Source organism: Streptomyces xiamenensis (assembly GCF_000993785.3).
Classification (GTDB): domain Bacteria; phylum Actinomycetota; class Actinomycetes; order Streptomycetales; family Streptomycetaceae; genus Streptomyces; species Streptomyces xiamenensis.
Genome location: NZ_CP009922.3, coordinates 90,549 through 113,816, shown reverse-complemented (window position 1 = coordinate 113,816; position 23,268 = coordinate 90,549). Strand labels below are relative to the sequence as shown.

23 protein-coding genes and 1 tRNA gene are annotated in these 23,268 nt (G+C 71.7%); 11 read left to right on the top strand and 13 right to left on the bottom strand.

All coding sequences use genetic code 11. The features are described 5' to 3' along the window. Positions 1-11 precede the first annotated feature (11 nt). The 5 genes from SXIM_RS00475 to SXIM_RS00455 form a co-directional block, all read right to left on the bottom strand. On the bottom strand, positions 12-4,070 hold the full coding sequence (locus SXIM_RS00475) for a CHAT domain-containing protein (protein WP_148236050.1): 4,059 nt from the start codon (positions 4,068-4,070) through the stop codon (positions 12-14). Positions 4,071-4,160: 90 nt separating this feature from the next. Beyond that, on the bottom strand, positions 4,161-4,847 hold the full coding sequence (locus SXIM_RS00470) for a hypothetical protein (RefSeq protein WP_052385476.1): 687 nt from the start codon (positions 4,845-4,847) through the stop codon (positions 4,161-4,163). Next, positions 4,844-5,182 carry a hypothetical protein gene (locus SXIM_RS27165; RefSeq protein WP_030738611.1) on the bottom strand — a complete coding sequence of 113 codons (339 nt, stop codon included), beginning with the start codon at positions 5,180-5,182 and terminating at the stop codon, positions 4,844-4,846. The genes SXIM_RS00470 and SXIM_RS27165 overlap by 4 nt, the downstream gene beginning before the upstream one ends. Before the next feature lie 390 nt (positions 5,183-5,572). Continuing rightward, the gene (locus SXIM_RS00460; RefSeq protein ID WP_246156800.1) at positions 5,573-6,190 is read right to left on the bottom strand and encodes a response regulator; all 618 of its coding nucleotides are present in this window, start codon (positions 6,188-6,190) and stop codon (positions 5,573-5,575) included. Positions 6,191-6,225: 35 nt separating this feature from the next. Next, a complete protein-coding gene (locus SXIM_RS00455; RefSeq protein ID WP_078847057.1) occupies positions 6,226-7,356 on the bottom strand; it encodes a sensor histidine kinase in 1,131 nt (376 codons plus the stop codon). A 226-nt stretch (positions 7,357-7,582) separates the two neighbouring features. Between SXIM_RS00455 and SXIM_RS00450 the strand changes: the two genes are divergently transcribed. The 11 genes from SXIM_RS00450 (at position 7,583) to SXIM_RS00400 (ending at position 16,846) form a co-directional block, all read left to right on the top strand. Next, entirely contained in the window at positions 7,583-8,131 is a 549-nt protein-coding gene (locus tag SXIM_RS00450; RefSeq protein ID WP_046722604.1) for a GlcG/HbpS family heme-binding protein, read from the top strand. 33 nt (positions 8,132-8,164) lie between these two features. Continuing rightward, the gene (locus SXIM_RS00445; protein ID WP_046722602.1) at positions 8,165-8,764 is read left to right on the top strand and encodes an ankyrin repeat domain-containing protein; all 600 of its coding nucleotides are present in this window, start codon (positions 8,165-8,167) and stop codon (positions 8,762-8,764) included. Then, positions 8,761-9,858 (top strand): YncE family protein, encoded by a 1,098-nt coding sequence (locus SXIM_RS00440; RefSeq protein ID WP_046722599.1) that lies wholly within the window; start codon positions 8,761-8,763, stop codon positions 9,856-9,858. The genes SXIM_RS00445 and SXIM_RS00440 overlap by 4 nt, the downstream gene beginning before the upstream one ends. Before the next feature lie 164 nt (positions 9,859-10,022). Beyond that, positions 10,023-10,838, top strand: a complete 816-nt coding sequence (locus tag SXIM_RS00435; RefSeq protein WP_043178813.1) for an ABC transporter ATP-binding protein — start codon at positions 10,023-10,025, stop codon at positions 10,836-10,838. Further along, positions 10,835-11,590, top strand: a complete 756-nt coding sequence (locus SXIM_RS00430; RefSeq protein WP_053116051.1) for an ABC transporter permease — start codon at positions 10,835-10,837, stop codon at positions 11,588-11,590. The genes SXIM_RS00435 and SXIM_RS00430 overlap by 4 nt, the downstream gene beginning before the upstream one ends. Continuing rightward, on the top strand, positions 11,587-12,378 hold the full coding sequence (locus SXIM_RS00425) for an ABC transporter permease (RefSeq protein WP_053116050.1): 792 nt from the start codon (positions 11,587-11,589) through the stop codon (positions 12,376-12,378). The genes SXIM_RS00430 and SXIM_RS00425 overlap by 4 nt, the downstream gene beginning before the upstream one ends. 34 nt (positions 12,379-12,412) lie before the next feature. Further along, the gene (locus tag SXIM_RS00420; protein ID WP_046722598.1) at positions 12,413-13,492 is read left to right on the top strand and encodes an ABC transporter substrate-binding protein; all 1,080 of its coding nucleotides are present in this window, start codon (positions 12,413-12,415) and stop codon (positions 13,490-13,492) included. A 39-nt stretch (positions 13,493-13,531) separates the two neighbouring features. Further along, positions 13,532-14,905, top strand: coding sequence for an allantoinase AllB (allB, locus tag SXIM_RS00415; protein ID WP_046722596.1), 1,374 nt, complete (start codon positions 13,532-13,534; stop codon positions 14,903-14,905). A gap of 8 nt (positions 14,906-14,913) precedes the next feature. Continuing rightward, the gene (locus SXIM_RS00410) at positions 14,914-15,798 is read left to right on the top strand and encodes a hypothetical protein (protein ID WP_148236048.1); all 885 of its coding nucleotides are present in this window, start codon (positions 14,914-14,916) and stop codon (positions 15,796-15,798) included. Further along, a complete protein-coding gene (locus SXIM_RS00405) occupies positions 15,795-16,421 on the top strand; it encodes a GntR family transcriptional regulator (protein ID WP_046722595.1) in 627 nt (208 codons plus the stop codon). Before SXIM_RS00410 ends, SXIM_RS00405 begins: the two co-directional genes overlap by 4 nt. 23 nt (positions 16,422-16,444) lie before the next feature. After that, positions 16,445-16,846, top strand: a complete 402-nt coding sequence (locus SXIM_RS00400) for an allophanate hydrolase-related protein (protein WP_046722593.1) — start codon at positions 16,445-16,447, stop codon at positions 16,844-16,846. Positions 16,847-16,977: 131 nt separating this feature from the next. Here the strand turns inward: SXIM_RS00400 and SXIM_RS00395 are convergent. From SXIM_RS00395 to SXIM_RS27160, 8 genes are all read right to left on the bottom strand, one after another. Further along, positions 16,978-17,041, bottom strand: a tRNA-OTHER gene (locus SXIM_RS00395). 162 nt (positions 17,042-17,203) lie between these two features. After that, the gene (locus SXIM_RS00390) at positions 17,204-17,905 is read right to left on the bottom strand and encodes a class I SAM-dependent methyltransferase (protein ID WP_246156798.1); all 702 of its coding nucleotides are present in this window, start codon (positions 17,903-17,905) and stop codon (positions 17,204-17,206) included. A 77-nt stretch (positions 17,906-17,982) separates the two neighbouring features. After that, the gene (locus SXIM_RS00385) at positions 17,983-18,492 is read right to left on the bottom strand and encodes an NUDIX hydrolase (RefSeq protein WP_046722591.1); all 510 of its coding nucleotides are present in this window, start codon (positions 18,490-18,492) and stop codon (positions 17,983-17,985) included. A gap of 554 nt (positions 18,493-19,046) precedes the next feature. Then, positions 19,047-20,114, bottom strand: coding sequence for a hypothetical protein (locus tag SXIM_RS00380; RefSeq protein WP_148236047.1), 1,068 nt, complete (start codon positions 20,112-20,114; stop codon positions 19,047-19,049). Positions 20,115-20,151: 37 nt separating this feature from the next. Beyond that, positions 20,152-20,694, bottom strand: coding sequence for a dCTP deaminase (gene dcd / locus SXIM_RS00375; protein WP_030738661.1), 543 nt, complete (start codon positions 20,692-20,694; stop codon positions 20,152-20,154). Beyond that, entirely contained in the window at positions 20,691-21,224 is a 534-nt protein-coding gene (locus SXIM_RS00370; RefSeq protein ID WP_046722588.1) for a dCTP deaminase, read from the bottom strand. Before SXIM_RS00370 ends, dcd begins: the two co-directional genes overlap by 4 nt. Beyond that, a complete protein-coding gene (locus SXIM_RS00365; RefSeq protein ID WP_046722587.1) occupies positions 21,221-22,159 on the bottom strand; it encodes a phosphotransferase family protein in 939 nt (312 codons plus the stop codon). The genes SXIM_RS00370 and SXIM_RS00365 overlap by 4 nt, the downstream gene beginning before the upstream one ends. 30 nt (positions 22,160-22,189) lie before the next feature. Continuing rightward, positions 22,190-23,257 carry a cytidine deaminase gene (locus SXIM_RS27160; protein ID WP_168222734.1) on the bottom strand — a complete coding sequence of 356 codons (1,068 nt, stop codon included), beginning with the start codon at positions 23,255-23,257 and terminating at the stop codon, positions 22,190-22,192. Between the last annotated feature and the right edge of the window lie 11 nt (positions 23,258-23,268).

The following is a 23,268-nucleotide window of genomic DNA, read 5'->3' as shown; positions in this document are numbered from 1 at the left end:
ATGAGTGCGGCTCACGGGCCGGTGTGCACATAGGCGGCCCAGAGCAGGGGATTGGCGACGCGTCGGCGTACGCTGCGGACGGCCGTCTGGAGGGCGTACGCGGAGCGGGCGGGGTCGAGGCGATCGGGGGCGTCGGGGTGGCGCAGTTCGGCGTAGAAGTGTGCGGTCAGTTCCTGGGCCACCGTGTCCTCGGCGACCCACTGGGCGGCCACGACATGGGAGTAGCCCGCCAGTTGGAGAGCTCCCGCGAGATGCAGCGCCTCGTCCGGCAGTCTGGCCGAGCCCCGGGCGGTCTCACAGGCGGACACGAAGGCCAGCTCCGCGGCGCCGAGCCGGAGGCGCGAGATGTCCTCGACGGTGAGCAGCGCAGGCCGGCCGTCCCCCTGGCAGTACAGCCCGCTTCTGGCCGGGCGCACCGGGTCGTGGCGGGCGTGACCCGCGAAGTGCAGGCACGAGTGGTGGGGCAGGGCTTTGAGTACGGCGTGCCGGTCGGCCGCGGGCCCGGCCAGCAGGCTGCGCTCCTTCACCCGCGTGACCAGCCGCAGTGCCTCCTTGCGGGCGAACGGCAACTGCAGCAGACCAGGGACATCGGCCTGGTCCACGACGAGTACACCACCACCATCGCCGCTGCCGGCGCGACGGTCACCACCGTCGGTTCGGTTACCGGCGGCTCGCCGCCGTGCGTTCGCCAAGGACCTCAGCGTAGTGGCGTACGAGCAGGCGTACCGTTCCGGAAGGTCGCCGGCGGCGTGCAGGGGCAGGAGTGCGAGCAGGCCGGTGGGGCACCACCACAGGCGTCCCGAATCCCGTCCGGCAGACCGCAGGACGGTGAGTACCGGCTCCACAACGGTCTCACGCAGCCACTCCAGGGTGTCCCCCAGCACGCGGCCGGCCTCGTCCGGTGAGTGGCTCGCCGAGGACAGCGCGGCGAGCAAAGCCTCTGTCCGGTCCCGTACTCCGCCCGCGTCATCCAAGCTCAGGCCCGGCAACGGTACGGTGCGCAGAGCGTCCCGTGTGACGACGAGCGCGTCGCAGCGCAAGAAGCTGGTGTTGACGACCACCACGGTTCCGTCGGCGGCCGCGGCTCGCAGTTCCTGCGGGTCGGGTGGGATCAGGTAGTCGTCCAGTCCGAGCAGGCGGTACGCCTCATGGATCAACCCGTCCAGTTCTGCGACGAGTTCGCGGCGCTCGCGGGCATCGGCCCGGTGCTTGCCGGCTGGTGTCGCGGGATCGGCGAAGGAGGATTCGGCCGAGTGAAGGGCCTGGCGGATCTCCGCTGTGCGCTCGGCGAGTGCGGGGTGCCGCTCCTCCAACTGCGCCGTGTCGAAGCGGGCTTCCACGGCCTGGGCCAGGAGTACCCCCCGGCCTAGCTCCAGCAGTTGCAGGGCGGTCTCCGGCCGGCCATCGGACAAGGCAGCAGCGGCCGCGTCGCAGGCGATGCTGTCCGAGACGGCCAGCCCGCTGATGCGGTCCTCCAGCTCCAGGCCGTGCCAGGCGAGCAGCGGCAACTGGGCAAGGGCGACCTGGTAGGCGTCGACGGCCTGCGTCCAGTCCTCAAGCAACGCGGCCCGCAGCGCCCAGTGCGCCGCGGTGGCGAAACGCACCTTGGTCGGCACGCCCTCGACGGCCGCCGCCTCCCGGAACACGGCGCACGCCCTCGCGAGGTCGGCGTGGCTCTCGCCGTGCATGGCGGGGAGGGAGAGCGCTTGGGCCAGGGCGGTGAGGCCGGACACCCGGCGCGCGTCGTCCTCGGGGATGGCCCGCAGCGCCGACTCCGCCGCGTCGATCGCTCCGGTCACGTCGGTGGCCGAGCGCGTCAGCAGGTACCGCGTGGTGTAGGCCGTGGAGAGTCCGAGCAGGCATCTGGCCCGTACCGGGTGGCCGTCCGGGGTTGCGGCCAGGGCCTCCTGGCAGCAGCGGACGGCCTCGTCCGCATCGCCGCGCCGTTCCAGTCGCCCGGAGCGGTCCAGGAGCACCACGGCGAGGTTCGTGAGCGCCACAGCCCGCCGCGCGTGGCCCCGCTGCCACGCCTGTACGGCCAGCCGCCCGGCGTCGATCGCCTCGTCCAACTCCTGGAGAGTCCCGTTGCGGTCGTGCGATTCGGACAGCGCGAGACACAAGTTGGCGGCGGCTGTTCCCGCGCCCTCGCTGCCGGGGGCCGCCGCCTCGACGGCCATGCGCAGCACCTCGATGGCTTCGTCCAGGTCGGCGGACGCCCCCGAGCGCTCGTACACCCGGCGCAGCACCACGCCCAGATTCGTCAGCACGCCGGCACGGTCGTGTGGCGGTGTCGCGGGCCGCAGCTCGCGGAGGGCCTCGCGGCTCACTCGAGCCGCCTCCTGCAAGTCCGCCACCTTGTTCAGTCGGGCGTAGCGTGAGACCAGGGCAGCGCCGAGATGCGTGAGACACAGCGCGCGCTCCGGATGACCGGCGGGCGTGGCCCGGACGGCCGACTCCGTCAGCTCCACGGCCCGGTGCAGGTCGGCCACCGTGTCCAGCCGCTCGGCGCGCTCCCGCAGGGCCATGCCGAGTGCGGAGAGCACCTTCGCGGACTGCGGAGCGCCGTTCCTGCCGACGATGGCCTCGGCGCTTTCCAGATGCCGCACGGCCTCGTCCAGCAAGGCGAGGTCGCCGGAACGCTCGTACAGCATCCCGAGGGAACGGCCCAGGTTGAAGAGCACCGGCAGCGCGCGTTCCCCTTCGAGCATCCACGGCTCCGCCGCCTCCCGCAGGACCGCGACGGCCCGGTCCAGCGCGCCGGACGGGTCATCACGGCCCGCGTGCCACTCACGGATGGCCCGTGTGAGGTAGGTGAGTCCCAACTCGGACAGTGCGAGGGCACGTTCCACGCTGCCGGCGGGTGATCGGCGGCAGCTGGCCTCCAGCGCGGCGATGGCGGCGTCCTCGCCATCGCCGGGGCCCGCGGCCCCGCCCTCCGCGCTCACTCCCGCGAGTCGGTACTGCACCGCCTTCGCCTCCGCCAACAGCGCCTCGGCCCGTTCCCGCTCCGCACCGGTGGCCGCCGCCACGGCCCGCTCGGCGAGGCCGATCACGGCCTCGGCGTCCGCCAGGTCCCCCGACTGCCGGAAACGTTCGAGGTGGGCGCTGCCCCACTCGTGGAGGTACGTGCCGACAGCTCCGCAGTCGGGCGATCGGAGTGCTTCCCGGCAGACCTCGATCACCTCCTCGATGTCCCGGGGGTCGTGCGTACGGTCGTACCGCAGTCGCAGGGCTACCACGAGCAGCCACATCCGTCGCGCGCGTAACTCCTCTGGCATGGACTGCACGTCGCGGCGTTCGGTATCGACCGCGACGTCGAAGTCCGCATCGTCCTGGGCGAGTTTCGCCACGGTCGCCATCACGCAGGCCAGGTTCCCCAGGTACAGGGCGTATTCCGGATCGGCCGGGGAGCACCGGTTCGCCGCCCGCCGGGTGTGGTTGAGGGCTTCCCGAAGGGAACTGGCCCGCTCGCGCGGATCCTCGGTGCCCAGGGCCCGCTGGTGCAGGGCCACTCCGAGGTGGGTCAAGTACATCGCAAGCTGCGGGTCGCGCGGATCCGCTGTGCGCACGGCAGCCTCGAAGGCGTCGGCGGCCTTGCGCGAGTCCGGTCCGGCTCGACTGCCGCCCCGCGCGGCGCGTGCGGCGAGCGCCACGCCCAGGTGCGAGTGCAGCAGCGCAAAAGGTACGGGCACCGCCCCCGCCGCTGCCGCCGCGCAGGCGACAGCCTCGTCCAGGATGCTGTCCGGACTCAACGGCCGGTACTGAACCAGGGTGTTGAGGGCACCCGCGAGGTTGGCCCGGTACATCCACAGGTTCGGGTCGGTGTTGAGCGCGCCGGCCACCGCCCTTCTCCCGGAGTCCACCGCCGCGTCCAGGTCAGCCTCCTCCCGGCGCAGCACGAACCGGTCCCGTAACGCGGCGCAGAGGTGGGCCAGCGCTGCCGCCCGGTGCGGATGTCCCTCGGGCAGCAGGTCACGACAGCGCCGCAGGAGGTCGACGGCCTCTTCCAGCACCCGTGGATCGCGTACCGCTCCCCAGCTTGCGTACCGCTCCAGGGCTCGGGCACCCATGCGAGCGGCGTCGTTCTCCCGTGACGTGCTCAATCTTGCCGACTCCTCCTCTCAAGGGCCCGGCGCCCCGGGCACGTGCTGTGGGAGCGCTCAGCCCCCGTCCGCGGCCAACAGGAAAAGCACCGTGCCGGTCACGACGAGCAGCGCACCGAGCATCGTCTGCAACCGGGCCCGGCGCAGGGCTCCGCGCACCTGCCAGGCGTGCGCGAGTTCCACCAGAGCCCGGCGGCGAGCGGTGGCGTGAGCGATGTTGACACGCGCGGCTGCGAGGGCACGGCCCCATTCGGTGCGCAGATCCTCGTCGCGCTCCTGTGCCAGACACGCCGTCAGGTTCACCGCCACTGTGGTATGCAGTCGACAAGCCACGCCGAGCTCCTCCACCGTTGTTCCGAACGGTCCGAAAAACAGCTCCGGAGCGGCGTCGATCTCGGTGCGCAGATCGGCGAGGGCGGGCTCCCGCAAGGACCTCAGTGTGGTGAACCGGGGTGTGAGCACCTCACCGGTGCTCCAGATCGCCCAGAACACCCCCAGCAACGCCACGGTGAGCCCGCCTCCGGCCAGCGCGATATCGGGCGCGCCATGGATCTTGCCGATGGCCGCCAACGGGAAGCCTGCGAGCAGCAGTCCGCCGACAGCTGCGTTCGCCATGATCGTCCAGCGCGCCACGGCACGCATGTCCGCGACGGTGGCGTCCGCGGAACCGACCACGGCCGTCTGTTCCCCGACCGGCGCGGCGGGATCCGGCAGCTGCGGCACTGCGGGGGACGAGGTGGTCACGGCGGTGGGGGGCCGATGTCGTCGTGGAACCGGAACCGTGGCTCCGAGAGGTCGCCATCGTCGGGCAATTCCCCGTACGGACGCCAGGTGGCGCCGTCGTAGTGCTCCACCCGGCCTTCACGGTTGATCCGGACGGCACCGGTCTGCGGGACCTCACCTTCTCCGTGCACATCCTCGCTCATGTCGCAGACCCTCCCCACAAAGCCCTCCCGGGTGGGGAAGAGCTTACCCTTCGTGACCACCTCGCAAGCCGGGTCGTTCACGGCGCCGACGGGAACCCCGACCACCGGTGCGCCCGGGCCGAGACACGGCACGACCACGACCACGTCGTCCACGCTATCCGTTCGCCAGCGGCGTGAGCGAGGAGCAGCCCGGCATCGGCGGACCCGCCGGACTCTGATCTGACGCAGCCGAAGCTGGCGCCCCCGGCGTGTACGGGCGTGAGCTGCATCCGGACCGTGTGGGCGGCCTGTACACCGTCCGCGTCGACGTGGAGGGCCGGCGCGGCTGGACCTCGGTTCTGTGCTCGGGCGGGTGACCGTCTCGGCGAGGTCCTCATCGTCGCGCTCACCTCCGGTCCGAGCTGATCACTGCGCAATCCCGCCGGCACCATGAACCACCGGGTCCCCGAAGCGCCCCGCCCACACATTGAGCCTGCCAGCCCAGGCGGAAGACGCTCCAGCCGGCAACCACCGGACCGTGCCGCGCAACAGAGGCCGCCGCGGTCAGGGGAGGAGCCGCTGTTCCTTGGCCACCGCCACGGCGCCGGCGCGCGTGTCGACGCCGAGCTTGTCGTAGATGCGGCCCAGGTGGGTCTTGACCGTGGACTCGCTGATGAACAGGGCGCGGGCGATGTCCCGGTTGCCCAGGCCCTGGGAAAGCTGGGCGAGGATGTCGCGTTCACGGGCGGTGAGCGGCGGACGCGCGGCCCGGTCCCGGCCCGCGGCGCGGCCGGGACCGGGCCGGGACAGGAACGTGCGCCCGGTGGCCGCGGCGTGGATGGCGGCGAACAGTTCCTCCGGACGTTCGGCCTTCAGCAGGTAGCCCGTGGCCCCGGCCTCGATGGCACGTGCCAGGTCGGCGTCGGTGTCGTAGGTGGTCAGCACCAGGACGCGGCCGTGGCCGGGGACGGCCGTGATGCGGCGGGTGGCCTCGGTGCCGTCGATCCCGCCGCCGAGCTGAAGGTCCATCAGCACGACGTCCGGCCGCAGCCGGACGGCCACCGCGACGGCTTCCTCGCCGCCGGCCGCCTCACCCACGACCTCCAGCCCGGGCGCGCTGCCCAGCAGGGCGATCAGCCCGGCGCGCACCACCGCGTGGTCGTCACACACCAGAACGCGCACGCTCGTCCCTGACACGGCAGCCGGGGGCCCGTCGCTCACCGCGTCCCCTCCAGGGGGACGGCGACGGACACGACCGTGCCCCGGTCCGGCGCGGACTCGATGGTGAGGGCGCCGCCGAGCCGCCCGGCCCGGGCTCGCATCGCGGGAAGACCGTGGCCGCGCGGTGCCGGCCCCTCGCCGGGCAGGGCGAGGGCGGGGTCGAAGCCGCGGCCGTCGTCAGCCACGTCGAGCAGCACACGGTCCTCCAGGAAGGTGAGGGTGAGCACGGCGGTGGTGGCGCCGGCGTGCTCGCGGACGTTGGCGAGAGCGCCCTGGGCGATGCGCAGCAGCGCGGACTGCGTGTCTTCCGGGAGGTCTCGGGCGCCCTCGATGTGGCAGTGGACGCTCAGCTCCGGCCCGCTCGTGCGGGCGGCGAGGGCGCCGAGCGCCTCGGGCAGGCCGTCGGCCCGCGCCAGGTCGGCGGGGGCGAGGTCGTGGACGAAGCGCCGCGCCTCGGTGAGGCCGTGGTCGGCAACCGTCCCGGCGGTGCGGACGTGGGCGCGCGCCTGGGCCCGGTCGGTGTCCCAGAGTCGGTCGGCCGCCTGGAGCAGCATCCGCTGGCTGGACAGGGACTGGGCCAGGGTGTCGTGGATCTCCATGGCGAGGCGCTGGCGTTCGGTGAGGATTCCCTCCCTGCGCATGGTCGCGGCCAGGTCGCGGCGGGTGCGGAGCAGCGTCTCGATGAGCTCGTGCTGCCGGGTGGCCTGCCGCCGCATCTGCTCGAAGACGGCGGTGGCGACGGCGGCGATCGCCGGCGGTGCCAGCAGCACGGTGGGGTCGAGCCGGTCGGCGAGCCGGAGCTGCGCGGCGACGACGAGCGCGGTCAGCAGGCCGACCAGGGCGAGCGCGGGACGCGGCGGCAGCACGCGCAGCCCCGTGTACAGCAGCGGCACCGCGCACCAGGCGAAGCTCGGCGCCATGACGACGAGCACCGCCCAGACGGCCACGACGGCGGCCAGCCGGGCCAGCCGGCTGCCCGCGGGGAGAGCGGGGAGGGACCCGAGCACGTACAGAACGGCCAGTGTGAGCGAGAGCGCGAGGATCCACGGCGTGCGTGGCTCGCCGGGGTGACGCAGCAGGAACCGGACCAGCGAAGCGCTCAGCAGGAGGGCGAAAGCCGTGTGCATGACTGCCGCGAGCCGGCGGGTGTCCGCTTCCGCGGCGGCCTCCTCGTGCGTCACCGGTTCCTCCGCCCCACTCGCCCGAACTGCGCAAACACTTCCATGGTGCCGTGTGCCGCGCGCCGCCGGGTCATCCGATCGGACGACCCTGACGGGGCTGGAAGGGCCGGAGGATCGTCGGTGGGTGGACGGCAGTGGGCCGCCGCCGCGCAGGACGAGGAGAGACCCCGACATGAAGCGTGCGCTGACCGTCACGGCCGCCGTGGTTGCCCTTGCCGCCGGAACCATGGGCATCGTGGCCGCCCAGGCCGATGCCCCGGCCGACGCCGTCTCCCCCGCGGCCTCCCAGCGTGACGCGGTCGACGACCGGCACCTCCGGGAGAGCGACCGCCTGACCGTCGACGCGGCCACCCGCGCCGCCCAGGCCGCCCTGGACGCCGCCGAGGAGGCGGACCAGCGGGTGACGGTCGCGGTGGTCGATCGCGACGGCAACACCGTCGTGACGCTGCGGGGCGACGGCGCGGGGCCGCAGTCCTACGAGTCCGCGGAACGGAAGGCGTACACGGCGGTGTCCTGGAACGCCCCGACCTCCGAGCTCGTGGAGCGTCTGGAGGGCGCCCCCACGCTGCGGGACATCCCGGGGACACTGTTCCTGCCAGGCGGCGTGCCCGTCACCGCCGACGGGAGCCCCGTCGCCGGGATCGGCGTCGCGGGCGCGCCCAGCGGCAGTCTCGACGAGGAATTCGCGCGCGCCGGCGCCGCCGCGCTGGCTCTCAGCTGAACCCGGTTCCACCCGCATACGAAGGGATGCCCTGTGCACGCCGAAGGCCATGACCTGCTCCACGCCTCACACCACGGATACGTCGCCGCGGTGAGCGCGGCGATCCGCGCCGGCGCCCCGCTGGAGGTCACCGACGACCACCGGCGCACGCCCCTGCTGCTCGCCGCGCTCGCCGACCATGTCGACGTGGCACGGGCCCTGGTGGCGGCAGGGGCGGACCCGAACGCGCAGGACGATCGCCGGGACAGCGCCTGGCTGGTGACCGGGGTGACCGGCAGTGTCGCGATGATGCGGACCCTGCTGCCGGCCGGACCCGACCTGAAGCGGACCAACCGCTTCGGAGGCATCGCCCTGATCCCTGCGTGTGAACGCGGTCACACGGCGTACGTACGGGCCGTACTCCGGGAGACGGAGATGGATGTCGACCACGTCAACCGGCTGGGGTGGACCGCTCTGCTGGAGGCGGTGATCCTCGGCGACGGGGGTCCCGCCTACGAGGAGATCGTCGGCCTGCTGCTCGCCGCCGGCGCGACTCCCGGCCTGCCCGACCGGGAGGGGAGCACGCCCCTGGAGCACGCCGAACACCGGGGATTCGCCTCCCTGGCGGCCCTGCTGCGCGAGGCCGGCGGATGAAGCGGGCACTACTCCTCGCCGTGGCCGGAGTGCTGCTCGCCGGATGTGCCGGGGAACCACCGAGCCCGGTGACGTCCGCCGACCCGCCCTCGGCGGCCAGCGCGTCCGCATCGGAGGAAACGGCCGCCGCCGGCACGCTGCTCGTCACCGATTTCGGGAGCGACAGTGTGTCGTTCGTCGACCCCGCCACGGGAGACAGCGACTCCGTGCGGGTGGGCACCGCGCCGTACGGCCTGGCCGTCGGCGGTGACGGCCGGGCCTGGGTCGCGACCGCGGAGGGAGTGGCCGTGGTCGACACCCGTGCCCGGGAGCGGCTGGCCCTCGTCCCGTACCGGACACAGACCGGGCCGCCGGCCACCGGTGAGTACCGGAGTGGCGGCATGGGCATCGCTCTTTCCCCCGATGGGTCGCGGGTTCACGTCGGTGTGAACGTGCCCGGCGACAGCGGAGTCCTGGAGACGATCGACACCGCCTCGCTCCAGGTCACCCGCACCGTCCCGGTCGGCCGGCGGCCCTTCGACATCGACGTGGCGCAGGACGGGTCGCAGGTGTACGTCACCAATCACGACTCGTTCGACATGACGGTCGTGCGTGCGGACGGTTCCCCTCCGCGCCGCATCGAGGTCGCGCCCTACGGCACCGAGGGCGGCCTCGCCTCCTGGCTCAAGCCGCACTACGCGGCTGTGCGCCCCGGTGACGGACATCTGCTACTGCCCTTCGAAGGCGAACGGCTCGTCGTCGTCGACCCGCACACCGGGGAGTCGACGGTCGAGCCGATGACCGCTGACACTCACCAGCACGGCGTCACCGTGGCACCGGACGGCACCCTGCTGGTGGTGGGCACCGGTCCCATCGGTGCCGCCACGGGCGAGCCGAGCCTCACCGTCCGCGCACCGGACGGCCGCGAACGGCTGATCCCGCTGGAGGGCCCGCACGAGAACGTCGTGCTCTCGGCGGACGGCGGCACCGCGTTCGTCACCGGCGGCTTCACCCGCGACGGCTACTGGGACGGCATCACGGTCGTCGACCTGGCCGCCGGCACCACCCGGCGACTCCCGGTCGGCCACCGCCCCCTGGACATCGCGGTGCTGTAGTCGGCGTCGGCCGGCGAGCCCACTGGGCCCCCTGCACCTCGCTCCCACGGAGGTCAGGACCCGCACGCGGCAAACCGTTACACGCACCCCTCACCGCGTCATTCGCCTGTAATACCTGCCTCGTAGCTTTTGGATCCAATCTTGGATCCAAAGCGAGGAGGGACATGGTTCCGCCAACGGCTCCCGGGATTCACCTCGAGAACCTCACGAAGACGTTCCGCGCCGGACGTCGCGAAGTCCGCGCCCTGGACGGCGTCCGCATCCACTCCCGGGAGGGGGAATTCGTCTCCCTGCTGGGGCCGTCGGGGTGCGGGAAGAGCACCGTCCTGCGCATCCTGGCCGGGCTGGAGTCGCAGTCGTCCGGCGAGGCACTGGTGCACGGCGAGACCCCTGCCGAGATGCGCAAACACCACCATCTCGGCATCGCTTTCCAGGACAGCGCCCTGCTGCCATGGCGGTCCGTGCGCTCCAACATCCGACTGCCGCTGGAGATCGCCCGCCGCCGGGAGGACGACAGCCTGATCCAGGAGCTGGTCGACCTGGTGGGCCTCACCGGGTTCGAGGACGCACGCCCCGGCCAGCTCTCCGGCGGCATGCGCCAGCGGGTGGCGATCGCCCGTGCCCTGGTCGTGAAGCCCCGGATCCTGCTGCTGGACGAACCCTTCGGTGCACTCGACGACATGACCCGGCAGAACCTCAACCACGAGCTGCTGCGCATATGGACCGAGCGCCCGGCCACGACGCTGATGGTGACCCACGGCATCGCCGAGGCGGTGTTCCTCTCCGACACCGTGGCCGTGATGTCGGCACGCCCGGGGCGGGTTCAGGAGGTCGTGCGCATCGGCCTGCCTCGTCCGCGGACGGCCGAGCTGACGCGTACCCCGGAATTCCACGGCTACGTGGACCGGCTCTCCGCCCTCCTGTTCCAGGACTCGGGCGACGCCGCCCGCGCGGTCGCGGGGGCGGGCGGTCCCCGGTGAGCACGGCACCGGCGCTGCGCACGGCCGGCACCGCACTGGTTCTCCTCGCCTGGCAGGCCGCCGGGGTGACGGGCGTCATGGGGCCGGCGATCGTGCCGCCCACGCAGATCGTCTCCGGCATGCTGTCCGACGGCGCCGCCTTCTACGGTGCGCACATCCCCATCACGCTCCAGTCCGCGGCGGCCGGCTATCTGTGGGGCAATCTGATCGCCATCGCCTGCGCCGCGACGGTCATCGCCGTCCCCTGGCTGGAGAAGGTCATCCTGCACGTGGGGATCGCCTCGGCCTGCGTCCCGCTGATCGCCGTGGCACCCATCCTGGCCGCGATGTTCAGCGGTCCGGGGACCTCGGCGATCATGGCGGGGCTGTCGGTCTTCTTCACCACGCTGGTCAGCACCGTCAACGGTCTCCGGCAGGCGGACCGCACCAGCGAGGACGTGGTGCGGGCCTACGGAGGCGGGCGTTACCTGGTGCTGCGCAAGGTCCAGTCGCCGGCCGCGCTGCCGGGCATCCTCACCGCCCTGCGCATCGCGGTACCCGCCGCGCTGCTGGGCACGGTGATCGGTGAGTTCATGGGCCAGGAACGGGGCCTGGGCGCGGCGCTCGTCGTCGCACAGCAGTCCAGCGACGTGGAGCGTACCTGGGGCATCACGCTCGTGTGCGCCACGGTGGCACTGATCGGGTTCCTCGGGGTCGGCCTCGTGGAGCGCCTCGCCACCCCGTGGGCCGTGCAAGCACGGGAGGCACCATGACCAGCCCGTACCTCCCGAGCAGGCTCCGCCTCGCCGCGCGCGGCGCGCTCGTCCTCCTCGGCAGCGTGACCGCCATCGTCGCCGGCTGGATGATCTTCCTGCAGACGGTGGAGGTGAGCCCGTACGTCGCCAAGTCGCCGCTCGACGTGTGGAACTACCTGTCCGTCGCGGAGCACCGCGCCGCCATGTGGCCACTGCTGGGACGCACCCTCACCGACGCAGCCCTCGGTTTCGCCTCCGGGTTGCTGCTGGCCGCCGCCGTCTCCACCCTCCTGGCCTTCTCCCGTCCCCTGGAGGAGATGTTCCTCCCGACCCTGACCACGTTGCGGGCCATACCCATGGTGACACTCGCCCCGATCATCGTGCTGGCCCTGGGGCGCGGCACGGCAGGGACGGCGTTCATCGGCGCCGCGGTCGTCTTCGTCCCCGCCCTGCTGACGATGCTGCAGGGGCTCCGGGCCGCCCCGCGGGCCGATCTGGACGTGTGCCGCGCATTCGGCGGCTCCGCATGGACGGCCTACGTCAAGGTCGGCCTTCCGCATGCCGTCCCCACCTGGTTCACCGCCGCGCGCATCACTGTGACCACGTCCATCGTCGGCGCGCTGCTCGCCGAATGGCTCGCCTCCGGTGCCGGCCTCGGCGGCCAGATGATGCGGGACGCCAACGAGTTCCAGTTCGCCCGCCTCTGGTCCTCGGTGGTCGTCCTGACCGCCGTCTGTGTGGCGGTCCACCAAGTGCTCGCACTTCTCGAACGTGCCGTCTCCTCCCGCATGACCGCCACGCGTTGACGCCCACTGCTCAGCCCACGGAACGGAGCACACCATGACCGCATCCACCCGCGGACCGTCCGGTCGGCGCCAATTCCTGACCGGCGGCCTCGCTCTGGGCTGGGTCGCCCTGGCCGCGGGCCCGCTGGCCGCCTGCGCCGCGGTGGAACCCGGCAGTCCCTCCCAGGATCCGGGCACGGCCGGCTTCGGCATCGCCTCCCAGCGCCTGGCCTGGGTGAAGAACACGCAGTTCGCCGGAAGCTTCCTGGCGGACCGGAACGGCTACTACAAGGAGGAGGGCTTCAATGGCAGCGAGCTCATCTCGGGTGGGCCGACCGCACCGCCGATCGAATCCGATGTCCTGAGCGGCACCTTCGCCGGCGTGTCCCAGATAGCGGGGGCGGGCGCCGCGATCGCCGAGGGCGCCCCTTTGAAGATCATCGGTGCCGTCTACCAACGCAACGCGAGCTGCGTCATGTCCATGGGCGACCGCCCGATCCGCACCCCGCAGGATCTCTACGGCAAGACCATCGGCTGCTCCTCGTCCAGTGAGCCGCTGTGGCGGCTGTTCCTCGCGGCGCTCGGCCTGGACGAGTCCCGGATCACCACGGTGCCCGTGCAGGGTGACCCCATCGGCATGACCGAGGGCGAGATCGACGGCTACCTCGGCTACACCAACAACCAGCCCATCGAGCTGCGCAACCGCGGCTTCGAGATCGAGGAGATGCTGCTGGCCGACGCCGGCTTCCCCCTGGTCGGCCAGACCTACGTCACCACGCAGGAGAACATCGGCCGGAACCGCGAGAAGGTCAAGGCGTTCCTCCGCGCCGAGATCCGCGGCTGGAAGGACGTGCTGGCCGATCCGGAGCTGGCGGCCCGGGTCACCGTGGAGGAGTACGGCCGGGATCTCGGCCTCGACCCCGGCATCACCCTGACCGCCTGCCGGACCGGCAACGAGCTGATCCTCGACGGCGATCCCGCCCAGCACATCCTCGCGCTCTCGGAGGAGACCGCCGCCACCAATGTCCGCGCCGCCCGCGCGGGCGGCCTCGACCTCAGCGTCGAGGAACTGTTCGACCTCGGCCCCATCAGGGAGGTCTACGAAGAGGACCCCGCCCTGGCCCTGAACGCCTGACGCCCCGCTGTCACCCCCTCCCATCGAAGGAGACGCTCCATGCCCCACCCGGCACCGTACGACCTGCTTCTCACGGGCGGAACCGTCGTCTCGCACGACGGCCGCCACCGACACGACATCGCCGTCCGGGACGGCCGGATAGCCGCCGTCGGCGAGGGCCTGGCGGCCCGGGCAGCCGGAGACGTCCGCGTGGTCGACGCCGGCGGGCTGCTCGTACTGCCCGGCCTGGTGGACGTCCACGTCCACTTCCGCGAGCCCGGCATGACCGAGAAGGAGGACTTCGCCAGCGGTACCCGAGCCGCTGCGGCCGGCGGCGTCACCACGGTCGTGGACATGCCCAACACCGTTCCCCCGGTGGCGACCGCGGAGGAGTTCCGGCGCAAGCTGAGCCTGGTGGCGCCGAAGGCACATGTCGACTTCGGGCTCTACGGCATGCTCGGCCAGGACAACGCCGAGGAGATGACCGCTATGGCCGAGCTGGGCGCCATGGGCTTCAAACTCTTCATGGGGCAGACCACCGGCGACAACCGGTGCCCCGACGACGCGGCGATCTTCCGCGGCCTGGAGGCCGCCGCGGCGGCCGGACTCGTGGTCGGCGCGCACGCGGAGAACGACCACCTGCTCCGCATGTTCATCGACCGGCTGCGGGCCTCCGGCCGTACCGATCCCCGGGCGCACCTGGTCAGCCGGCCGGCTTTCGTCGAGGTGGAGGCCGTGACCCGGATCGTCACCATGGCCACCGAGGCGGGCACCAAGCTCCACATCCACCACCTGTCCACCGGTGCCGGACTGCGCCGCGTGCGCGACCTGCGCGCCGACGGTCACCGGGTCAGCGTGGAAGCCCTCGTGGCCCACCTGCTGTTCGACGACAGCGCCTACGACACCCACGGAAACCTCATCAAGCTCAACCCACCGATCCGGCCGGCCGAGAACGTCGCCGAGCTGTGGGCCGGAATCGCCCGCGGCGACGTGGACGTCATCGCCACCGACCATGCCCCCCACACCCCCTCCGAACAAGCCGAAGGCGACGTCTGGTGCGCGCACGGCGGCTTCATCGGGGTCGAGACGATGCTGCCGCTGCTGCTCACCACCGCCGCACAGGGCCGCCTGTCCGTCGAGGACATCGTCAGGCTGTGCTCCTACACCCCCGCCCGGCGCTGGTCGATGCCCGGCAAGGGACAGCTGGCCCCCGGCTTCGACGCCGACTTCGTGCTCGTGGACCCTGACGCCACCGGGGCGGTGGACCCGGCCACGATGCACTCCCGGCACAACGTCACTCCGTACGAGGGCTGGCCGCTGACCGGTGCGGTGGTCGCCACCTACCTGCGCGGAGAATCGGTGTACGACAAGAGCGGGATCGTCGGCGCACCGCGTGGCCGCCACGTGCGCCCGGCCCCGGCAGGCAAGAGGTGAGGAGCCACGTGACCACGGCAGAACGCAGAACGCGGGTGGACAGCATGGGCGAGGCGGTGAGCCGCTGCCTGGCCGAGGCCGGGCTGCGGGCGGAACCGCCGCCCGGCCCTCAGGGGCGGCCACCGGTTGTCCTCGCCGGCATCGGCACCACCGCGCGGCACGCCCTGGACGGCCGGCTGCTCCGGGACGCCCTCGACGCGGAGCACCTCACGTGCGAACACCACCTCCCGTTCGAGGACCCCGCGGCGCTGCTCGCCAACCCGGCCTGGCAGCTCGCACTCGTCCTGAGCCCGTGGAAGAAGGCCGTCGCCTCCCGCTTGGGGGGTCTCACGCACTCGGCCACCGCGACCGGCGTCGTCGACACGATCCTCCGTGACGGTGACGGAAGACTGCTCGGCGTCAACACCAACTCCTGGGCGGCGCAAGCCGCGATGGAGATCCTGATGGGCGGAGCGACCCCAGCCGGTGTGCTGGTGCTCGGCTCGGGAGGCTCGGCCGGCTCGGTGGCCCTGGCGGCTCGCCGTGCCTGGCCGGACATCCCGCTCCTCGGCAGCGCGCGCAACGCCGCGGCGCTGGCGGCCTGGGGCGCGGACTTCGGCGCCCTGACCGCCGCCCCGGACGCGCTGCCCGAGGTGCCCTTCTCCACCCCTGGTCCCTCGCTGATCGTGAACACCACGACCTGGGGCGAGACGGACGTCTCGGAAGAGCAGTCCTTCGCCTTCCCCCTGCCCCGGCTGCTGACCCCCGGCAGCAGGTTCTTCGACCTGAACAACCGGGTCTCAGCGCTGCAGCACGCCGCGCTCCAGGCCGGGACGAGCGTGATGTCGGGCACGTTCATGCAGCGGGTGACCAACCGGTGCCGTGCCGCCCTGCTCACTGCCAGGGCCTCATGACGACCACCACACGGGAGCGGGTGTACCGCTTCCTGCGGCAGCAGATCACCACCGGGGAGTACGCGGGAGGCATCCGCCTGGTCGAGGAGCAGATCGCGGAGGAACTGGGCGTCAGCCGCACTCCGGTGCGCGAGGCGCTGCAGCGGCTGACCAGCGAAGGGCTGGTCATGCGGATCCGGCGCGGCCAGCTCGTCGTCGTCAGTGTCGACGCCGAGGCACGGGCCGAGCTCCACCTGCTGCGGGTCGCCTTCGACGAAGTGGCTGCCCGCAGCCTCACCGCCAAGGCGGCGCGAGTGGACTGGGCGCCGCTCTACGCGCTGCTGGACCCGCTGGAGGCGGCCCTGCGGAAGCACGGCATCGGCAGCCCCCAGTTCTCCATGGCCCACCTCGATCTGCACATGGCGATCAACCGGGCTGCCTTCTCCGAGACCACCTCGTCGTTCCTGCAACGGCAGGCATTCCTCTACCCGACGGACGACTACGTCCAGCAGCCGGGACACGAGCCGGTCTCCCAGCACCGGGCGCTGCTCGACGACCTCGCGAGCGGCGACCCGGAACGCGCCGTCACCGCCGTACGCGTCCACGCACTGCGCGGCCATGGCAACACCACGCTCACGGAATGACTCACCGACCACAGGAGCCCCGCATGCACGACACCGTCACCATGTTCGTCAACGGGCAGGCCATGAGCGGCGGCGAGCTCAACGACGCCCTCACCGGTGCCCGTTTCCTCGGCCCCATCCGCACCGCGCCGCGCTACCGCTTCTACTCCTTCCACGACCGCTTCCCCGGCCTTCTGCCGACTCGGGAAGGCGGGTGGCCGGTCCCCGGCGAGATCTACGAGATCACCTACCGCGACCTGCGCGAGAAACTGCTGCCCCGGGAACCGGCGGAGCTGGAACTCTCCGCCATCCAACTGGAGGACGGCCGCGGCTCGCTCAGCATGGTCTGCCGTCGGCCCCCGGCCACCGGACCCGGAATCCACGAGATCACCGCTCCCGGCGGCTGGCGCGCCCACCTCGCGTCTTCCGCCCCGCGAGAGGCCTGAGCCCCGAGGCCCTGGCGGACAGCGACGGCGCCGAGCCGAAGGGGTCGGCACATCATCTTGGTGCGCCGAGACGGCGGCAACCTTTCGGGAAAAGCGGCAGGCCAGGAGCGGCGCTCCTGGCCTGCTGGGGGTGGGGCGGGTGGGACTCGAACCCACGGCCAGCGGTTGAGGAGTTAGAAGCGCTTGCACCACCCCCGGCATGGGTGGTCGCGCTTCGGCATGGAGATGCTCCACGACGCCGATCGGGACCACTGGGTCATGCTCTGCACGCCGCACGAGGTGACGGACGAAGCCGGGACACCGTGCACGTGACCCGGCCATGGCGAGGACCGCGCCCCGCCGCGAGCGCCCGGAGGTTCAGGGGCGGCGCAGTCGAAGGGCCAGGAACTTGGGCTCCGTCGAAAGCTTGCGGAAGTGACGCTCGCTGATCTCCGCCGCCCGTGGCGTCGGCCGGGGCTCCCGGAGTTGTTCCAGGATGAAGCCCGCGTCCAGAAGTTCGGTCATCAGGACCTCCAGTGGCATGCGCCACACCGGGGCCGTCCAGCGGTCGAGGAAGTCGGCCTCGACCTTCTCCGCGGTGAAATAGGATCCACCGAACAGCTCCCAGTACCGGGTGGGGTGGAAAGTCGACATGACGAGCCACCCGCCCGGCCTCACCACCCGCAGCAACTCGTCCAGGAGTGTGTGGCGCGCCTCGACGTGGTGGAAGACCAGGGCCATCAGCGCTCCGTCGAACGACGCCTCGTCGAGGAAATCGAGGGGCGTCTCGAGATCGTGCTGCCGGAGCCGCGCCGCCTCACCCAGCCGGTCCCGGGCGCTGGAGATCAGTTCCGCACTCCCCTCGATACCGGTCACCTCGGCGCCACGGGCGCCGAGTTCCGTCATGTAGTGTCCGGCGCCGCAGCCGACGTCGAGAATGCGCTGCCTCTCGCACGGCCCGATGAGATCCAGCACCGCGGGGCGATCGTAGTGGGCGTTGTAAATGCTGTCCGTCGCGTGCTCGGCGTACCACTTTCCCATTTCTCCGTCGAATACGCCGTTGGCTTCGTCGATGGTCACCGTGCCTGCCTTCCGCAGTCGTTCGGCCGGCGGGGGTCGACGCGCCTTCGGTTCGGGCACGCCGAGGGCCGTGGGGGCTATCGGTCCAGGGCGATCGGGTGGTCGGGGTATGCCCCGCTGATGAGTCGCGGAAGGAGAGCGGGAAGTGCCGGGGGCAGGATGGTCTCCTGCGTCTCCCGCAGTTCCTCGGCGCTCCACCAGCGCATGTCCAACAGTTGCTGCCGTTCCTCCGCGGTCCAGGCCACCCGCCCGAAGTCCGGGGACGCGGTGTGCCCCACGAAGTAGAACTCCTCCTGGTACAGGTACTGGTCCTTCATGTAGGGATGCTCGACGGACCGGGTCCAGATCAGGGGGCCCAGCTCGACGTCCCTGATGCCGGCTTCCTCGTACAGTTCCCGCCGGGCGGCCTGCTCCAGAGTCTCCTCCGCCTCACAGCCGCCCCCCAGCGGAAACCACCAGCTGCCGGCGGCCCGGTTGTGCGGATTGCATCCCTGGACCAGCAGTGTGCGGGAATCCGGGTCGATCAGCACCACCCGGGCCGCCGTGCGCCGCAGAATCCTACGTCCGTCCCTGTATTCAGCCGCCATGCGTCTTTCCGGTCATTGGTGCGGATATGCGTGGCCATGGAGTGTCGCACTCGGGAAGAAAAGCTGTCGCCCGTGCTCGTACCCAGGTCACGACGGGTGAACAGGCAGCCTAGGAGCGGCGCGGTTTACGTGTCAATCAAGCCCTCTTTCGAAAAGGGCGCCGCCAAGGACTCTCCTTTTTCGTCGCCATCCGCAGGAATTGTCGTACTGGTGAAGGGATATCGCTCGCGAGCTCCGGCGAAAAACTGCCCGACCCGCGCTTCGCGGGCCGGTACGCGCCGGCGACAGCCCTGCGGCCGGGATGTCCTCGACCTCTCCGCACAACTCCGGAACGAGACCGGGTGGCGCCGGCAGCCGCCGTCTGCCCGGGACCCGGGCTCCGGGGACGTCCTGCTGGTGGGCAGCCGCCGATCTCCGCCGGGGGAGCGGGCGAGCAGGACGCCACCCTCTGCGTCCGTGAGGAGCGCCGCGCTGTCGACGCGCGGCGTGCCCGGGTCAGGGTGCATGGACGTGCTCCGTCCACGGCGGCCCGGATCCGCATGGCCGAAGGGGCATCACGCCGCCGCACCCGCCGTCCGGACGGTCCGCAGCAGGACCGACGTCGCCTCGCCCAGCCGCTCCATGTCCTGGGTGAGGCGGTAGCAGGGCGTCCGCTCGGCGAGCCGCCGCAGCAACCGGGTGCGCCGCTCGCCATCCGTGTTCGGGTACCAGGCGGCGAGGAACGGGTCGTACTTGGTCGCCTCCCCCTCCACATGCTCGCTCAGCGCCCGCAGCGCCTCCTCCGGTCCGAGCCGGCTGATAGCCGGCCCGCCGTCACCGGAGCCGAACCGGGGCAGGACGACCGCGTCGACCCGGGCCTCCGACACCACAGGTCGCCCGCTGACGCGGGCGAGTTCGGCGCAGCGCACCCAGACCGACCCCGGCAGCCGCGTCCCCTCCCCGGACCGGATGGCGTCGCGGGTGTGGTGCCGGCCGGGGAACGCGTTGGTCGGATGGCCGGCCTGCGTGAGCAGGTCACGCAGCGCCGGGGCGGTACGGGCCAGCTCCAGCAGGACATCCGTGCGGATGTTGATCGTCCGGGGCGAACCGTAGCCGGTGAGGGCGGCGGGGGAGTCGTCGTCTTCGGTGAGGACGAGATCGTCGTTGGAGACGAAGTCGGCGCCGCCGTTGAGCAGGGCGCTCAGCACGCTGGAGGTCTTGCCGGAGCGTTTGTGTCCGAGGAAGGCGATGCCGGTGCCTGCGGCGCGGACCAGCCCGCCGTGCAGGAACAGGTCGCCCCTGGCGTAGGACTGCCAGCGCAACAGATGCCGTACCGAGCGCAGCAGTTGCTGCAGCGTCCACTCCCCGGACGCGCGCGGCAGCGCGAGGTGCCGGCGGGTGTCGTCGACCCACAGCACCCGGTCCGGTTCGTACTCCGAGCGCAGCGCGATCCGCCGCCAGCCCTCCCCGCTGGGCGCGTCGTCGACCACCCTCACCCGCGGAGCCGTCACGGGGGCGTCGGCCGTTTCCATGGCGATGTAGGGGGCCATCACCCGGGCGAGCGCGTCGAGCAGTTCGGGGGAGGCGGTCACCGGGACGACCGCCCCGCGCGCGGACGCGATCGCCGTTCGGTCGCGGCTCATGGACATTCCCTTCCGGAGCATGCGGGGATCCCTGCCGTCACCGGCCGACGGGCAGCGACTGCCAGAAGGGATCGCGGAAGATCATCGACTTCTTCGGCCCTTTGGAGCCCTGGTACTTCCCCGTGTAGAGGGTGATGTCGCCCTGGGGCCGCCAGAAGGTCATCTGGGCGATGCGCATCCCCGGGTACACCGTGAGCGGCAGGGTCGAGAAGAGCTGGAACGTGACGGTGCCCAGCGACCCGATGTCGATGAGATCGGCCGTCACATGGACGAACAGCCCGGCCCTGGCCGTACTGGACTTCGCGTGCACCATGGGTACGTACGCGGTGCTGCCCACGGTCTCGCGGGATGCGCCCAGGCAGAAGCCCAGCGGGTCCAGCAGCAGTCCGGTGGAGGGAATGGTCACCTCCTCGACCTCCTGCTCCTCCCGCGGGTCGATCACCGGGCTGCGATAGCGCAGGACGGTGTTCTCCAGGGTCAGATCGATGCTGTTGGGGTTGAGGTGATCGGGGTTGAACGGCGTGACGGTGATGACGTCGTTCTTCACCTGCCGTCTGATTTCGGGTCCGCTGAGAATCACGGCGACTCTTCTGTTCTCGTGGGGGGTGTGTGGAGTTTCGAGGGCATCGGCACGTCGTGGCGCCCGTACCAGCCGGCGTACGGGGCCGGGACGCCCTGGATGTTCCAGAACGAGACCTGGCCGATGACCTGGCCCGGGTACACGTAGATGTCCATCGCCGGCAGCAGTTCCAGCGTCCAGCGGTGAACTGCGCCCTGATGACCCAGATCCGCCGAGAGCTGGACGAACAGCCCCAGCCGGCCGATGGAACTGCGCCCGATGAGCGAAGTCACGTACCGCCGGCTGCCGATGCGTTCCAGGGTGTGCCCGAGGTAGAGGTGCCCCTTGCGCAGCAGACACCGGCCCTCGTGCGGTACGAGCGGTACATGGCGGGCCGCCGGCACGGCCTCGCCGGAGGTCACCACCTCGTGGATCTCCGCCCCGAGGCGGTAGTTGTAGCTGTTGGGGTTCACCCGTGCGCTGTCGAACGGATCGACCACGATGTCTCCGGTGCGCACGGCCTCCGTGATGGCCGCGCCGGTGAGGATCACCGGGTCGCCCGTTTCTGCAGCAGGTCGTGGACCAGGCCGCGGAAGTCCTCGTCCAGCAGGACCGGCGACCCCCAGTCGCGCCAGCTGTCGCGCTCCAGGGGGTGGCGCACGGCGTAGAAGGACAGGATGCCGAGCAGGGCCCACAGTTCGAAGTGCGGCACCATCTCCGCGTCCGCCGGGCACTGGCTCGCCAGCACCTCATTGAGGAAGGCCGCGTGGTACGGACGGTGCCGCAGATGGGCGCCGACCGCCGCCACCGCGTGCGCCGGGGTGGACACGGCGGCGATCGGCACATTGAGCGCGATGATCCGCCGCTCGGGGGTGAGGATGAAGTTCTTGAGGTTGGCGTCGATGGGAACGACGGCGTGGGGGGCCGGATTACGCCGCAGCGCCGCGCGCAGCCCGTGCTCCACCCAGGCGTCGACGGCGTCGCCGGTCCGCGTGCCCTCGTAGAAGGGCCGGGCCCGCCCCCAGTAGCGGGCGGCGTACCCCACGACGAACTCCTCGTGCGAGGCAAGCTCCGGCGCCGTCCGCTTGTACGGGCCGTAGCCGTCGTGCATCCGAGGCAGCTGACGGCACGCCAGCAGGAAGCGTCCGAGGTAGGCGGCCAGTTCCTGCGGCGCCGGCGCCCGCCCGTTCCCGGCGAGCACGGTGGCCAGGTCCGTGCCGGGCACGTATTCGGCCAGCGTCCCGTCGAACGGATCCCCCTGCGCCCGGTCGAGGACATGGTGGATCCGCTGCACCGGGACCGAACGGGCGAGCGCCTCATTGGAGTCGGCCAGATAGGAGAGCGGGATATCGGTGTCCGTGAGGTGCTTGGCCACGAGCTGCCGGCCCGCGTCGTCCACCAGGAAGACGGAGTTGTTCGACGTGCTGAGCCGGCTCACGCGCGCCCGCGGGTACCGGGCCACGAGATACCTCTCGAAACTGGACATGGACTCCCACTCTCCTGTGCGTACCGCCGGTCAGCCGTGCCGGAGCACGGGTGCGGCCGGCGCGGTACCGGGCGTATTCCACTTGGTCCCCACGTACTTGGACGGCAGCAGCTGCTTCATCGGGACGACGCTCAGGTCGTCCGGTGCCCCGATGACCGCCCGGATGTCCGGACCGTAGTCCAGGAGCAGTTCCCGGCAGAGACCGCAGGGCGGGACCGGACGGATGCGCCGGTCCTCCTCACTGGGTTTGGGGTGGCGTACCGCGAGCACCAGCCGCAGGTCCGTCGCACCCGCCTCCCGCGCCTTGCCGAGTGCGACGGCCTCGGCGCACACCGAGGCCCGCCCGACCATGGCCTCGATGTGCAGGCCGGTGAAGGTCCGGCCGTCCGCCGTCAGGATGACCGCGCCGATCTGGTGGCGGTTCTCCGCGTAGTGGGGGGTGATGAGGCGCGCCGCCCTGTCGAACAGGGACCGGAGCCGGTCCCGCTCACCGGACGGCGCTGCCGCGCCGAGCCGGCCGTCAACCGGGTCGCCGTTCAGGTCCGCGAGCAGCGAGGCGATCAGACGCTCCAACTGAGCGAGGTCACCGTCGTTGACGATCCGGTGGTCGGGCTCGACGTCGAGAACGCCGGCCTCCGTCGGGTGGATGTCGTCCCCGCCGGTACGGTCGCCGCGCGCGGACTTCCGGGCCCGGCGCAGGGCATCCGGCGCGCTGATCCGCACCAGGGTGAACCCCTGCGCGGACAACTCGCCCGCATCCACGGGGCGGGCGTCGTCGCAGATGAGGACGTCGGCCCCCGCCGCGAGAGCGTCCGCGCAGCGCTGCCGGAAGTCCTCCAGCAGGAAGCCCGGCGCGGTCCGCCGGAAATGCGAGCCGAGGAAGTTCAGCAGGGCGCCGTCCTGGCGGTCCTCCGCCAGCGGGCTGCCGATCCGCTCGTGGAACGCGTGCTGCACGTCGTACAGCGGGGCGGCGATCCGGACGACGGCGGCACGCTCGCCGCGCTCTTCCAGTGCGTGCCGCAGCAGGGCGGCCGTGGTGGACTTGCCCGCGCCGGGGAGCCCGAACAGCGCGATGCGTGGGGAGTGAGGGGTGGTCATGGCCGTCTCCA